This window comes from Nakamurella sp. PAMC28650, from assembly GCF_014303395.1.
Lineage (GTDB): Bacteria > Actinomycetota > Actinomycetes > Mycobacteriales > Nakamurellaceae > Nakamurella.
In genome coordinates this window covers 4,045,426-4,058,844 of the sequence record NZ_CP060298.1, presented here as the reverse complement: position 1 = coordinate 4,058,844, position 13,419 = coordinate 4,045,426, and the positions used below count along the sequence as shown (strand labels likewise).

Genomic DNA, 13,419 nt, shown 5'->3' with positions numbered 1-13,419 from the left:
AGGATCGAACGGAGGAGGTGATCCATGGCAGCCCAGGTGAGGGTGCTGCGTCAACGGGTCAAGTCCGTGCAGTCGACGCAGAAGACCACTAAGGCGATGGAGATGATCGCCACCTCCCGCATCGCCAGGGCGCAGGCCAAGGTGCTGGCGGCCGCTCCGTACTCGGCGCAGATCACCGACGTCCTGACCGCTCTGGCCACCGCCTCGACGCTCGACCACCCGCTGTTGGTGCAGAGGCCGAACGCCAGGCGCGCCGGCATCCTGGTCGTGACATCGGATCGCGGTCTCTGCGGGGGCTACAACGCCAACGTGCTGAAGGCGACAGAGGAGCTGACCTCGCTCCTGCGCTCGCAGGGCAAGGAGCCGGTCTACTACGTGATCGGCCGCAAGGGCGTCGGCTACTTCAGCTTCCGCCAGCGCGCGATCGAGCGTTCGTGGACCGGTTTCTCGGAGCAGCCGTCCTACGACGACGCGGTCGCGGCCTGCGAGTCGCTGCTGCCGGCGTTCGTGACGGGCAGCGACGGGCAGCTCGACGACGGCACCGCCGGCATCGACGAGATCCATCTCGTGTCGACGCACTTCGAGTCGATGATCACCCAGACGCCGACGGTGCGCAGGGTGGCGCCGATGGAGATCGAGTACGTGGAGAGCACTGCGAATACGCCGCTGCTACCGGCCTACGAGTTCGAACCCGAACCGGGGGCGCTGCTGGATGCGTTGCTCCCGAAGTACGTGACGACCAGGATCTTCGCGGCGTTGCTCGATTCGGCGGCCAGCGAGTCCGCCGCCCGTCGCGCTGCCTGCAAGGCGGCGACCGACAACGCCAACGACATCATCAAGATTCTGTCCCGGCAGGCCAACCAGGCCCGGCAGGCGCAGATCACCCAGGAACTCAGCGAGATCGTCGGCGGCGCCGCCGCCTTGGCTGCAGCAGGAAGCGAAGAGGACTAGAAAGTGACCACTGCCACCAAATCCGCCGTCGCCGGCCGCGTCGTCCGCGTCATCGGTCCGGTCGTCGACGTCGAATTCCCCCGGGGCGAGGTGCCCGAGCTGTTCAATGCGCTCAACGTCGAGGTCTCCGGCCTGGGCGACAAGCGCGTGCTGACCCTCGAGGTCGCGCTGCACCTGGGCGACGACATCGTCAGGGCCATCTCCATGCAGCCCACCGACGGCCTGGTCCGCGGCGCGTCGGTCAGCGACTCGGGCAAGCCCATCTCGGTGCCAGTCGGGGACATCGTCAAGGGTCACGTGTTCAACGCGTTGGGCAAGTGCCTCGACGCGCCGGGAACGGCGGAGGACGCCGAGCACTGGCCCATCTACCGGAAGCCGCCGCCCTTCGACCAGCTCGAGGGCAAGACCGAGCAGCTGGTCACCGGGATCAAGGTGATCGACCTGCTGACCCCGTACGTCCAGGGCGGCAAGATCGGCCTGTTCGGTGGTGCCGGCGTCGGCAAGACCGTGTTGATCCAGGAGATGATCACCCGGGTCGCCAAGAACTTCGGTGGCACCTCGGTGTTCGCCGGCGTCGGCGAGCGCACCCGTGAGGGCAACGACCTCATCACCGAGATGACGGAGTCCGGCGTCATCCGTGACACGGCGCTGGTGTTCGGCCAGATGGACGAGCCGCCGGGGACCCGTATGCGGGTCGCGCTGTCCGCGCTGACCATGGCGGAATACTTCCGTGATGTCCAGAACCAGGACGTGCTGCTGTTCATCGACAACATCTTCCGGTTCACCCAGGCCGGTTCCGAGGTCTCCACCCTGCTCGGCCGGATGCCTTCGGCCGTCGGCTACCAGCCGACCCTCGCAGACGAGATGGGCGAGCTGCAGGAGCGGATCACCTCCACCCGCGGACGGTCCATCACCTCGCTGCAGGCGATCTACGTGCCGGCCGACGACTACACGGACCCGGCTCCTGCAGCGGCGTTCGCCCATCTGGATGCGACCACCGAGCTCGCCAGGTCCATCACCGAGAAGGGCATCTACCCGGCCGTCGACCCGCTGTCCTCGACCTCCCGGATCCTGGATCCGCAGTTCGTCGGTGACGAGCACTACCGGGTCGCGCAGGAGGTCATCCGGATCCTGCAGAAGTACAAGGAACTGCAGAACATCATCGCCATCCTCGGGATGGACGAGCTGGCGGAGGAGGACAAGCTCCTCGTCGGGCGGGCCCGCCGGATGGAACGTTTCCTGGGACAGAACTTCTTCGTGGCCAAGCAGTTCACCGGCATGGACGGGTCGTACGTCGAGATGGCCGACACCATCTCCGCGTTCGACGACATCGCGAAGGGCGAATACGACAACATCCCGGAGCAGGCCTTCCTGAACGTCGGCGGCCTGGATGACGTGATGGCCAAGGCCAAGTCCCTCGAGTCGTAACGCTGCTTCCGAGATCACCGTGCGGTGAAAGATTGATGCCTGTGCATCGGAATCTCAACCGTCGCTCCACCTGAAAAATGTTGTGGGAGGCCCTATTTCCCCTGCGGGGAGATGGGGCCTTCTTCCTGGTCCGGCCGATCTGCACAGTTAGCTCAGTCGAGCGATGCGCATCGTCGGCTAGACTCGGCCCATCCACCAAGCGAAGAGGCGGAGCCATCAGTGTCTGAGATGCAGGTTGATCTGGTTGCCGTGGAGCGGCAGATCTGGTCCGGTCCCGCCCAAATGGTCGTGGCAAGGACGGTCGACGGCGACATCGGTGTGATGCCCGGACATGCCCCGCTGCTGGCCCAGCTCCGTGAGGGCTTTGCAGCGCGCATCATCGAACCGGACGGCACCGTGCGGGGCGTTGCGGTGCACGGCGGGTTCCTGTCGGTGACCAAGGAGCGTGTATCGATCCTGGCCGAGGACGCGGAACTCAGCGAGAACATCGATGTCACCCAGGCCCGTGCCGCCTACGAGCGTGCCAAGGCCACCGGAACCGAAACCGCCGAGACCGAGGCAGATCTGCGCCGAGCACGCGCACAACTGCTGGCCACCGGCGAGACCGTCTGACCCGACGACTCGACGGCAGGGGAGACGACATGGTCAGCGCTGAGATCGCCGGGGTCGCGTTGCTCCTCGTCCTGGTGGCGTCGATCATCGCGATCGCATTCCGTCGTTCGATGTTGACCAAGTCCGGCGGTGTCGACTTCTGCTGGCGAAAATCCACGGCCTCCGACGGCAGCGGGTGGATCTTCGGTCAGGGCCGGTACCGCGAGGGCGAGCTAACGCTGTACCGCTCGTTCAGCCCGCTGCCTGTCGCTTCGAAGGTGCTCCGGCGTGACCGTCTTGCCCTCGGGGAGCGACGTCCATTGGCCGGCACCGAACCGGATCTGCTGCCGTTCGGCTCCGTGGTGGTGCGATGTACCGACGGCAGGACCCCGATGGAGTTGGCGCTGTCCGAAGAGGCCATCACCGGGCTGCGCTCGTGGCTGGAGTCGGTGCCACCGGCCACCGGCAGCATCAGCGGCCGACAGCACGGCGGGCTGCGCGAGGTCTGAAACTCCGCTACCGGGCATCGATCGAGGCTCCCCGACGGGAGCCTATGCTGCGTTTCAGGACCGGTCGCCGCCGGGTATCCACTGGATGTCACCCTCAGGGTTGGCGACCCGGCCGAGGATGAAGAGCAGGTCGGAGAGCCGGTTCAGGTACATCGGCGCGAGCGGGTTGGTCCGTTCGGCATCGACGGCCATCAGGGCCCAGGCGGCGCGTTCGGCGCGTCGGGCGATGGTCCGTGCGACATGGAGCAGTGCGCCCGCCGGAGTGCCACCGGGCAGGATGAACGACTTCAACGGCGCCAGTAGCTCGTTGAACCGGTCGCAGTCCGCTTCCAGCCGGTCGACGTACTCCTGCGTGACCCGGAGCGGGGGGTACTTCGGTTCCGGTTCGATCGGCGTGGCCAGATCGGCACCGAGGTCGAACAGCTCGTTCTGCACCCGGGAGATCACCGTGGCGAGCTCGGCGGAGGGCGACCCGAGAGTCATCACCACCCCCAGGGCGGCGTTGGTCTCGTCGCAGTCCGCGTAGGCGATCAGCCGCGGATCGGTCTTGGCGACCCTGGAGAAATCCGACAGCCCGGTGGTCCCGTCGTCGCCGGTGCGGGTGTAGATGCGGGTGAGATGAACGGCCATTCCGCCGAGCGTACGCAAGGTCGGTGTCCGGGCCCGTTCGAGGGCCTGCGACAGGCCCACGACCTGGAACGGGAGGAAGCGCAGCCCTCAGGGCACTAGAGTCCCCGGCGTGGACGAACGCTTCCTGGTGACCGGCGGCGCCCGCCTCTGCGGCGAGGTGTCGGTGGCGGGCGCGAAGAACAGCGTGCTCAAACTGATGGCGGCCGCGCTCCTGGCCGAGGGCACCACGGTGATCACGAACTGCCCGGCCATCCTGGACGTCCCGTTGATGGCGGACGTCCTGATCGGTCTGGGCTGCCGGGTGGAGATGGTCGGCGACAAGGTCTCGATCACGGCTCCGGCGGAGCTCTCGTACGAAGCGGACTTCCCGGCCGTTGGGCGACTTCGCGCCTCGGTCTGCGTGCTCGGCCCGTTGATGGGTCGCTGTCACCGTGCGCGGGTGGCACTCCCCGGCGGTGACGCCATCGGCTCCCGCCCGCTGGACATGCACCAGAACGGACTGCGTGCGCTCGGTGCCACGATGAGCATCGAGCACGGCATGGTCGTCGGTGAGGCGGAACGTCTGCGCGGCGCACAGATCGGTCTCGACTTCCCGAGTGTGGGGGCGACCGAGAACATCCTGATGGCCGCCGTCCTCGCCCAGGGCACCACGGTGATCGACAACGCGGCCCGCGAACCGGAGATCATCGACCTGGCCCTGATGCTGGGCCGGATGGGCGCCCGGATCAGCGGCGCGGGCAGTGCGATGATCACGATCGAGGGTGTCGACGTCCTGCATCCGACCGAGCACCGCACGGTCGGCGACCGGGTGGTCGGCGGCACCTGGGCCTATGCCGCGGCCGTCACCCGGGGCAACGTGCTGGTCCGCGGCGTCGACGCCCGGCACCTGGCCGCCCCGCTCGAGCGGCTGACGCAGGCCGGAGCGCACATCGAAATGCTCGACGACGGATTCTCCGTCGACATGCAGGGGCGTCCACGCGCGGTCGATTTCATCACGATGCCCTACCCGGGCTTCCCGACCGATCTGCAGCCCATGGCGCTTGCGCTGGCCGCCGTGGCCGACGGGAATTCGCTGATCACCGAGAACGTGTTCGAGGCCCGTTTTCGTTTCGTGGACGAGTTGATCCGCATGGGCGCGGACGCGCGGACCGATGGTCATCACGCTTCGCTGCGCGGCCGGCCGAAGCTGTCCAGTGCCCCGGTGTGGTCGACCGACATCCGCGCCGGTGCGGGCCTGGTGCTCGCCGGGTTGGTCGCCGAAGGCGTCACCGAGGTGCACGAGGTGGGCCACATCGACCGCGGGTACCCGCGCTTCGTGGAGGATCTGCAGTCGCTCGGGGCCGAGATCGAGCGGGTCGCTCTCTAGTCGAGCTGGTCCCTGATCCATCGCCCGGTGGCGAAAAGTTTTCCACCGCATAGTGTTTCGCCCACGGTTGGTCCGCTCTCACGTCGCAGGCGCACCGTCACGGGCTCACCGAGAACGCTGGCATCGACGCTGACCCGATCGCCGTGACCCGCCGGTACCGCGCGGATGAGCACCGCATCCGGGGCCGCCGGTCCCAGGTCGCGGCGGAGCGGGACGTCGGCGGCCTGCGCGGCCGGTGGCAGGTCCGCCCGGCCACGAAGTCCCTGCGGATGGACCAGTCCCCGGTCGGCGGCACGGACGACGGCCCGGGCACCGGCCAGATCGAGGAATCCGTAGGCGTAGCCCCACGGCAGCACGAGCATGGTGCCGGCGTAACGGTGACCGCCGAGGTGGCTGATCTCGACCACGCGATCACCGAACTCGGCGTGCAGCCCGACGGCGACCCCGCGACCCACGATGGCGCAGCACCGGTCGCGGCGCCCGTTCGTGCAGACGGCGAACAGGGGCCCCACCAGGGCCTCTCGCCGTGCGGGTGGCACCGAGGCATCTGATGCCTCCCGGAGGGGGGCGACGTACCCCGACGGGCCGTTGACACCGCAGTATCCGGCCGGCGGGTGGGAGCGGCGACGGGGATGGACGTCACGGATGGCAAAGGCACGCAGACCGCTGGTGGCCGCCACCGCGGCTGCGGTCCCGGGGGGCAGCAGACCGGTCGCATCCTCGGCGGCGTTCGCGCTCCAAGGCCCCGGGTGCCGCAGGAGCAGGAACGAGGAGAACGTCGCAGCGGTACCGGCCGGGTCGTCGCCGCAGTCCTTGGCAGCCTGCGAGCAGAGGACGGGCAGGGGAGTCGTCACCGGGTCCATTCTCCCTGGCATTCGGCAGGCGGACGGCCTGCTGGAGGCGGCATGTCTGCGGGCGGCCAGGGGGGCGGCAGCCGCTAGGGTGGTCGGGTGCGTCTCGTGGTGGCCCGGTGCTCAGTCGACTACGTGGGTCGTCTGACGGCTCACCTCCCGATGGCTACCCGGCTGCTCCTGGTGAAGGCCGACGGATCGGTGTCGATCCATGCAGACGATCGCGCCTACAAGCCCTTGAACTGGATGAGCCCACCGTGCTGGCTCGTGCAGCAGGACGGTGTCTGGCGGGTCGAGAACAAGGCCGGCGAGCAGCTGATCATCACCATCGAGGAGGTGCTGCACGATTCGCAGCACGAACTCGGCATCGACCCGGGGTTGGTCAAGGATGGTGTCGAGGCGCATCTGCAGGCCCTGCTGGCCGAACAGATCCAGACCCTCGGCGCCGGTTACACCCTGATCCGGCGCGAGTATCCGACCCCGGTCGGCCCGGTGGATCTGCTGTGCCGGGACGAAACCGGGGCGGTGGTGGCGGTGGAGATCAAACGTCGCGGCGAGATCGACGGGGTGGAACAACTGACCCGGTACGTCAACCTGCTCAGCCGGGATCCGCTGCTGGGCACGGTCACCGGGGTTTTCGCCGCCCAGCAGATCAAGCCGCAGGCCCGCACGCTGGCCGAGGATCGTGGGATCCGTTGTCTGGTGCTGGATTACGACCAACTACGCGGGCTGGACGACACGGTCGGACGTCTGTTCTGAGCAGTCGGTGACGGGTTTTCGGCCTGCCGCCCGTTGCGAGCAGGCGAGCGCGGGCGCGAGGCCCTCTGTTCGCCCTCGGCGCAGGGCCGGCCGCCCCGGTCCGTCCCTGCGTGCACCCGGCCTGCATTAGCCTCGGAGCGGTAGTGCTTCTCCTGTGGACATGAAATGAGGACCGGCGTGGATATCAAGATCGGTGTGACCGACAGTGGACGCGAATTGGTGGTCACGTCGGCGTCCCAGCCCGACGAGATCGAGGCGCTGGTCAACGAGGCGCTGAAGAATCCGACCGGCACCCTGGTGCTGGTCGACGAGAAGGGCCGCCGGGTGATGGTGCCGTCGGCGCGGATCTCCTACATCGAGATCGCCCCGGCCGACGTGCGCCGGGTGGGCTTCTCCACCACCGGCTGAGTCAGCCGGAATCCGGCGTTCAGGCCTGGCGGGGGAATCGGGAGATTCCCCGCCAGGCCAACGTCGAGAGCATCTCGATCGCCTCGGCCCGCGGCACCCCAGGGCTCTGCGTCAACCAGTACCGCGCACTGACCTGTGACAGGCCGACCAACGCCGAGGCCAGCAGTCGCGAGCGTTGCGGATCGACTCCGGTGTCGGTGGTGATCGTGTCGGTGATGGCGGCGATGCACGAGTCCGTCGCGCGATCCACGATCTGCTCCACCTGCACCTGACCCCGCAGGTCGGACTCGAAGATCAGCCGGTAGGCCTGGTCGTTGTCCGCGACGAACGAGAAGTAGGCCTCGACCGCGCGGTGGACGCGTTCGTTGTTGTCGTTGGTCCCGTGCAGGGCTTCCTCGACCAGTCGGACCATCTCGTCCGCCGACTCGCCCAGCAACGCGAGGTACAGGTCGAGCTTTGATGGGAAGTGCTGGTAGAGAACGGGTTTGCTGACACCGGCTCGCTCGGCGATGTCGTCCATCGCCGCCGCGTGATAGCCCTGGGCGACGAACGCGCCCTTGGCCGCGGCAATCAGCTGGGTCCGCCGGTCGGACCTGCTCAGTCGGGGAGTCGCGCGCGTCGTCGACTCGGCCATCGCGCTACTCCCTTCCACCCGGCGTTGCCGGACCAACCGTTGCCGGACCGAACCGTTCACGGACCAGACCGTTCCCGGATCCCGCGGCTCGTTGGACGAGCGGTTCTTCGACGGCGCCATCACCCTACGCGGGCAGGGCCGTCGCCTCGCCCAACCCGGCAGCCAGATCGCCGTAGCTCCCGAGACGGTCGACCACGTCGTCAGGTTCGATCTCCAAGGGCATGCCCGCGCTCGTGGCCGCGACCTCGTCCATCGTCAGGGGGGCGGCGACACCGGGTCCGCCCGCCCGGGAGACCAGCGAATAGGGCGCAGGCACCGCCCGGCCACCGGGCACCGGCAGGGGACAGATCAGGGTCCGCCCGTCGAAGTCGGCCGGGTCGGTGGTGGCGATCTCCGGGGCGCGGAGGGTCAGCTCGGCGGCGTACCGCACGGCCACCGCCGACGGCGCCACCGGACCGACCGCGAAACCGATCAGGTAGAGGCCGTCGAGGCCGTCGGTCATCACGGCGGCCGCGATCCCGTCCTGCGACATGGCCTGCGCCAACGCGAGGGTGGCGGTGGCCACCGTGTCGATGCCGCTGCCGTCGCCGGGACGGATCCGCAGGCTGACCAGACCGGGCCCGGTCAGCCCCGGGAGTCGGAAGAACGCGATGCCGCTGCGGATCGCCTCGTCCAGGTCGGCGAGGTCGGCGATGTGCAGATCGACGGCGTGGGCATCCTCCTGCGCGGCCTGGCCGGAAGCGTGACCGAAACCCTGGACGCGACGGCCACGCAGGTGGGTCAGCAGGGTGGCTTCGACCGCCCGGTAGTAGGCCAGGGCGGCGACCTGGAACGGATTCCCGGCGGTGGTCGGCATCTCGTCATTGTCGCCGACCAGCACAGGGATCGATGGCACCTGGTCGCCGGGACGGCCACCCTAGCGCCGGCTGCGGCCAGGCTTGGTCGGGACCTGTTCCCGCCGGCCGACGACGATCGACCCTTCCGCGCTCAAAGCCCTGCCCTGCATGTAATTCTTCATCGAATGGTGACGCGGATCGCCCAGAATCCGGCCCAGCGACGGCAGGAGCCCGGTGCCGACCGCGAGCGGAACATTCGTGCCGGCGTCGATGTGGTGGCCGCCGAACGAGTCAGCGGCAGGATCCGGGCCGAACGGGTCGGCGAGGCCCAGTTGTCTCCTGGCCAGATCGTCGGCGACCGGAAGGGTGACCGGGTCCTGGTCGTAGCTCAGCGTGTAGACGTCGGAGGCCGGCACGTTCCGGTACCCGGCGGCGGAGTCGGTGTCCCAGCCCGCCCCGGGTGATCCCAGCAGCACGAGGGAGTCCACGGGCAGGGCGTACCTGGCCGCCTCCGAGACGGTGGTGGAGCCCATCGAGAAGCCGATCAGGGTGGTGCGAACCGAGGGCTGCGACATGGCCTTGATGCTCATCAGATCCGCAGCCAGGACGGGCGCTCCGGCGGCCGCGTTCGCCGCGGATCCGACCGCGAGCGTGTCCAGGACGTCGATCGCCGGACGGCTCCCAGGGTCCTTGGTCCACGACATCGGGATGTCGTACCCGTACCAGGCGACGACCGCGGTCCGTCCGGCCGGATCCTGCCGCTCCGCCTCGTCGCGCAGATCGCCGGCCAGTTCGATGCCACCACCCATGTCCGACGGCGAGTTGCTGATGCCGGGCACGATCACGGCCACGTTCGTCGCCGTCGTCAGATCGCCCACTGCGATCGCCGCCCGTCCCTGACCCCGGTAGGCCCGCGAGTCGTAGACGATCAGCTCCGCAGACCCGCCGCGGTCGGCGGCCTGCTGCAACGCCTGCAGGATGGACATCGCGAACTTCATCCGTGCCGGCACACCGGATCCGAGATCGGCCGCCAGCGACGTCCGATTCTGCCGATCGGTGCGGTACGCCGGATTCATCACCGGATCGGGTGGCATCAGGGCAGCCGGACCGGCCCGGAGAGCATCCGGTTCCGCGGTCGGATCGCCGGCCAGCGCGGACTGCAGGGAACCCAGCGCGGCATCCAACGAGGCGATCCGTGCGGTCAGCGACTGGAACAGACGTCGGATGATGGACGCGACCTGCAGAGCCTCGCCGAGCTTCGGAAGACCGACGACCGCGCCCGCCAGGTCGGCCCAGGAGTGGCGGTCGATGTCGTTGATCTGGGCTGCCGCCAGCGACCAGTCCAGCCGGGCACCGGCCCTGGCCCGGTCGATCGTCTCGGCGGTGCGCTCGAGCGCGGATGCGTGCGAGTGCAGGAGGCTCGCCGTTCGCTCCGCGGTGGTCGCGATGCGGAGGAGCGTCGTCCTCGGGGGATCCGCCGACCAGCCGCGGGACAGTTCCGTCCCGGCACGGGCAACCTGATCGCCCCCCGCGCCGATGGCAAGGGCCACCTCGACGGTGTCCTGGGAGAGTCGGCGCAGCGCCGAACCGTCCATCGCCTCCAGAGCGGCGGCCGGTCCGGCCGGGTCCGGTGCACCGAGTGCGGCGGCCCGCGCGGTGAGCGTGCCGGCGGTGGTCGCCGCCGTCATCGGGGCCCGCTCCCGACCGATACCTCGGTCCGATCGAACCGATCGGCCGCACCGAGAAGCCCCAGCCCGACCGCATCCGCCAGCGACCGCAGCTGGGCCGCGGCTGCATGGGCCTGGCTGTTCCTCGCGTCGACCATGACGACCACCGCCGCTGCCGATGGGCAGCGGCCGAGATCGTCGACCGAGACCGGGACCCGGGACCGGTCACCGGCGACGGCCCCGAAGCATCGCGCGGCCTCGTCGACCGAGCCGGCCGCCCGCCTGATCCAGTAGGTGTCGACATCGAGATCCCACGTGCTCGGCACTGATTCCTCCTGCCTCGGGCGACCGGGAGGTCGGTCGTCGTGCCGGCAATGCTGGTGCAGCGCCGTCGCAGGCACCAGCACGATGGCCCGAATGTGGACGGCGCGAGGCATGGGGACAACTGGACGACACAATCGGCTGTCACCATGGATCGGGTGAACGCTTCGCTGGATGATCTGTCGCTGCGCTCGACCGCGCAGCTGAGCGAGTCGGTTCCGGTCGATGTCCCTGGGGTGGCACAGGAACCGCCACGCGGCTGGTCCGAGATCGTCGACGGACGAGGGGTCTACCTGAGGCGGACGGACCATCCCGAGCTCGCCGACCCACCGACCGGGCCGGACGCCTGGTACGTGCACGGGCTGGCCGGTTCGTCGACCAACTGGATCTCACTGGCCGGTGCGCTGGCGGGAGCAGCCACCGGCTACCTCGTCGACCTGCCCGGACACGGCCGATCCGATCCGCCGCCGCGCGGTCGCTACTCGCTCGTCGACGACGCCGAGGTGACCGCGGCGCTGATCAGGCGTCACTCGGACGGGCCGGTCCACCTGGTCGGGAACTCCCTCGGAGGGGTGGTCAGCACGGTCCTGGCCGCGCGACATCCCGACCTGGTGGCGACGCTCACGTTGATCTCGCCCGCCGTTCCCGACCTCCGGCTGACCAGGGACAGGGGGGCCGACCCGATCCTCGGCCTTCTCCTGTTCCCCGGGACCGGGGGGCTGGCGGTCCGGCGCCTGTCCTCGACGAGTCCGATGGCCAGGGCCCGCGGTATGGGCGAGCTGTGCTTCGGCGATCCCACCCTGCTGACCGACGACGACTATGCCGCCGCTGCAGCGGATCTGGCCTGGCGGTCGAGCATCCCCTGGGTGCACACCGGAACCATCGGGTCGCTGCGGGCCCTGTTGCGGAGCTATCTGCACCGGACCGAGTCGTTCTGGGCCGATGCAGCTTCGGTCCGGGTACCGACGTTGGTGATCTGGGGCACCCGCGACCGGTTGGTGGACGTCCGGCTCGCTCCCCGCACCGCGGCGGCCTTCGCCGACTCGAGCCTGCTCATCATGGCCGGTGTCGGGCACACCGCCCAGATGGAGGATCCGGTGACGACGGCTCGCGCGGTCAGCCGACTCTGGGGGAGCCCGGGCGCGCCGCACCCGGGTCTCACGGACACTGTGGCAACCTCGACCAGGTGACGCGTCCCGGTAACGACCCCCACCGACCACGCGGGGGGAGGCCCAACGACCCCCGGCCGCCACGACCGCTACCGCCTCTGGATTCACGTGGTCGACCGCTGCCCCCGGTCGGGCGATCGACCCTGTGGGACGACGACCCGGCCGGACCGCCTCCCGGCCCGCAGCCGCTGAAGGCCAGTTGGGATCCGGTCGATCGGGCTCCGCGGCCGACCACCAGGACGCGGCCGACGCGCACCGGTCGGCGCCGCAGCGCCGTCGGGTGGTTCGTCCACCGCTACGGCTGGCGGGCCTATGCCATCCCGGTGCTGATCGCGCTGACCGTGCTCGTCATCGTCCAGGTGGGTCGACCCCCGGTCTCCACCGCAGCGGCCTCCTCGGGAGTCACCTCCTCGGTGACCACGGTGATCAGTGGATCGACCACCACGCAGTTGGTGACCATCACCCCGACCCCCAGCACCCCCGGAGGGGTGCCGGCCGTCGGTGGTGCCGGGTCGGCGACGACCGCACCATCACCGTCGACCTCGTCCTCCGGCTCGCAGGGACCCATTCCGAACGGCTCCTACCAGAACCTGACCGCGGCAGCGCTTCCGCCGGGGGCCGTCTTCACCGCCAAGGGCAAGGACACCTGGCACCTGGTGAAGGGCACCACTGCGCCGATGGGTTCGGGGGGGACCAGGTTCACGTATTCCATCCAGGTCGAGGACGGCATCGGGGACACCCAGTCCGACCAGGACTTCGCAGCCCTGGTCGACCACACGCTCGCCGATCCGCGGTCCTGGATCGGGTCCGGAAAGTACACGCTGCAGCGCGTGGACACCGGGACTCCGTCCTTCACCGTCTCGCTGACCAGCCAGATGACGGTCCGGGAGACCTCGCTCTGCGGCTGGGAGATCCAGTTCGAGGCGTCGTGCTACGACCGCGACCAGCGACGGGTCGCCATCAACGACGCCCGCTGGACGCGCGGAGCGGTGTCGGCCAACGGGGACCTCGGCCTGTACCGCGTCTACGCGATCAACCACGAGGTCGGGCATGCCCTCGGCTACATGCACCAGCCGTGTGCCATCGACGGTGGCCTGGCGCCGGTGATGATGCAGCAGTCCTGGTCGACCGCCAACAACGACCTCGCCCCGCTCAACCCGCAGCTGATCCCGATGAACGGCAAGGTGTGCAAGTTCAACCCCTTCCCCTATCCACTGGCCTCGGCGACCGGCTCCGCCGGCGCGCAGACGTCCGCCTCCGCTGCAGGCGGCTGAACGCGTCGGTTGGTGTCGCCCTGCC

The 13,419-nt window shown here is 69.2% G+C and carries 15 protein-coding genes; 9 read left to right on the top strand and 6 right to left on the bottom strand.

Annotated elements, in window-relative coordinates; genetic code table 11:
• Positions 1–24: 24 nt before the first annotated feature.
• The 4 genes from H7F38_RS18320 (at position 25) to H7F38_RS18305 (ending at position 3,479) form a co-directional block, all read left to right on the top strand.
• Positions 25–951 (top strand): F0F1 ATP synthase subunit gamma, encoded by a 927-nt coding sequence (locus H7F38_RS18320; protein ID WP_187091169.1) that lies wholly within the window; start codon positions 25–27, stop codon positions 949–951.
• 3 nt (positions 952–954) lie between these two features.
• Positions 955–2,379 (top strand): F0F1 ATP synthase subunit beta, encoded by a 1,425-nt coding sequence (gene atpD / locus H7F38_RS18315; RefSeq protein WP_187091168.1) that lies wholly within the window; start codon positions 955–957, stop codon positions 2,377–2,379.
• Positions 2,380–2,598: 219 nt separating this feature from the next.
• Positions 2,599–2,991: a F0F1 ATP synthase subunit epsilon gene (locus tag H7F38_RS18310; RefSeq protein ID WP_187091167.1), complete on the top strand. Its 393-nt coding sequence runs from the start codon at positions 2,599–2,601 to the stop codon at positions 2,989–2,991.
• Between the two features lie 29 nt (positions 2,992–3,020).
• Entirely contained in the window at positions 3,021–3,479 is a 459-nt protein-coding gene (locus H7F38_RS18305; protein ID WP_187091166.1) for a DUF2550 domain-containing protein, read from the top strand.
• Positions 3,480–3,533: 54 nt separating this feature from the next.
• Here H7F38_RS18305 and H7F38_RS18300 read toward each other — a convergent pair whose 3' ends face one another.
• Positions 3,534–4,109, bottom strand: a complete 576-nt coding sequence (locus H7F38_RS18300) for a cob(I)yrinic acid a,c-diamide adenosyltransferase (protein WP_187091165.1) — start codon at positions 4,107–4,109, stop codon at positions 3,534–3,536.
• Between the two features lie 109 nt (positions 4,110–4,218).
• Between H7F38_RS18300 and murA the strand changes: the two genes are divergently transcribed.
• On the top strand, positions 4,219–5,475 hold the full coding sequence (gene murA / locus H7F38_RS18295) for a UDP-N-acetylglucosamine 1-carboxyvinyltransferase (protein WP_187091164.1): 1,257 nt from the start codon (positions 4,219–4,221) through the stop codon (positions 5,473–5,475).
• Here murA and H7F38_RS18290 read toward each other — a convergent pair.
• Positions 5,472–6,329, bottom strand: a complete 858-nt coding sequence (locus tag H7F38_RS18290) for a sucrase ferredoxin (RefSeq protein ID WP_187091163.1) — start codon at positions 6,327–6,329, stop codon at positions 5,472–5,474. The two genes, murA and H7F38_RS18290, sit on opposite strands and share 4 nt — an antisense overlap.
• Before the next feature lie 96 nt (positions 6,330–6,425).
• Between H7F38_RS18290 and nucS the strand changes: the two genes are divergently transcribed.
• Positions 6,426–7,085 carry an endonuclease NucS gene (nucS, locus tag H7F38_RS18285; protein WP_187091162.1) on the top strand — a complete coding sequence of 220 codons (660 nt, stop codon included), beginning with the start codon at positions 6,426–6,428 and terminating at the stop codon, positions 7,083–7,085.
• Between the two features lie 177 nt (positions 7,086–7,262).
• On the top strand, positions 7,263–7,493 hold the full coding sequence (locus H7F38_RS18280; protein ID WP_187091161.1) for a DUF3107 domain-containing protein: 231 nt from the start codon (positions 7,263–7,265) through the stop codon (positions 7,491–7,493).
• A gap of 19 nt (positions 7,494–7,512) precedes the next feature.
• Here H7F38_RS18280 and H7F38_RS18275 read toward each other — a convergent pair whose 3' ends face one another.
• The 4 genes from H7F38_RS18275 to H7F38_RS18260 all read right to left on the bottom strand — a co-directional run bounded on the left by H7F38_RS18275 (position 7,513) and on the right by H7F38_RS18260 (position 10,956).
• Entirely contained in the window at positions 7,513–8,127 is a 615-nt protein-coding gene (locus H7F38_RS18275; RefSeq protein WP_187094808.1) for a TetR/AcrR family transcriptional regulator, read from the bottom strand.
• A gap of 124 nt (positions 8,128–8,251) precedes the next feature.
• Positions 8,252–8,983, bottom strand: a complete 732-nt coding sequence (locus H7F38_RS18270; RefSeq protein WP_187091160.1) for a hypothetical protein — start codon at positions 8,981–8,983, stop codon at positions 8,252–8,254.
• A gap of 60 nt (positions 8,984–9,043) precedes the next feature.
• Complete coding sequence (locus tag H7F38_RS18265) at positions 9,044–10,651, bottom strand: alpha/beta hydrolase (RefSeq protein WP_187091159.1); 1,608 nt, start codon at positions 10,649–10,651, stop codon at positions 9,044–9,046.
• Positions 10,648–10,956 carry a hypothetical protein gene (locus tag H7F38_RS18260; protein ID WP_187091158.1) on the bottom strand — a complete coding sequence of 103 codons (309 nt, stop codon included), beginning with the start codon at positions 10,954–10,956 and terminating at the stop codon, positions 10,648–10,650. Before H7F38_RS18260 ends, H7F38_RS18265 begins: the two co-directional genes overlap by 4 nt.
• Positions 10,957–11,109: 153 nt before the next feature.
• Here H7F38_RS18260 and H7F38_RS18255 point away from each other — a divergent pair, with 153 nt between their 5' ends.
• Complete coding sequence (locus tag H7F38_RS18255) at positions 11,110–12,141, top strand: alpha/beta fold hydrolase (protein ID WP_187091157.1); 1,032 nt, start codon at positions 11,110–11,112, stop codon at positions 12,139–12,141.
• Positions 12,138–13,394, top strand: a complete 1,257-nt coding sequence (locus H7F38_RS18250) for a DUF3152 domain-containing protein (RefSeq protein ID WP_222618159.1) — start codon at positions 12,138–12,140, stop codon at positions 13,392–13,394. The genes H7F38_RS18255 and H7F38_RS18250 overlap by 4 nt, the downstream gene beginning before the upstream one ends.
• Positions 13,395–13,419 lie beyond the last annotated feature (25 nt).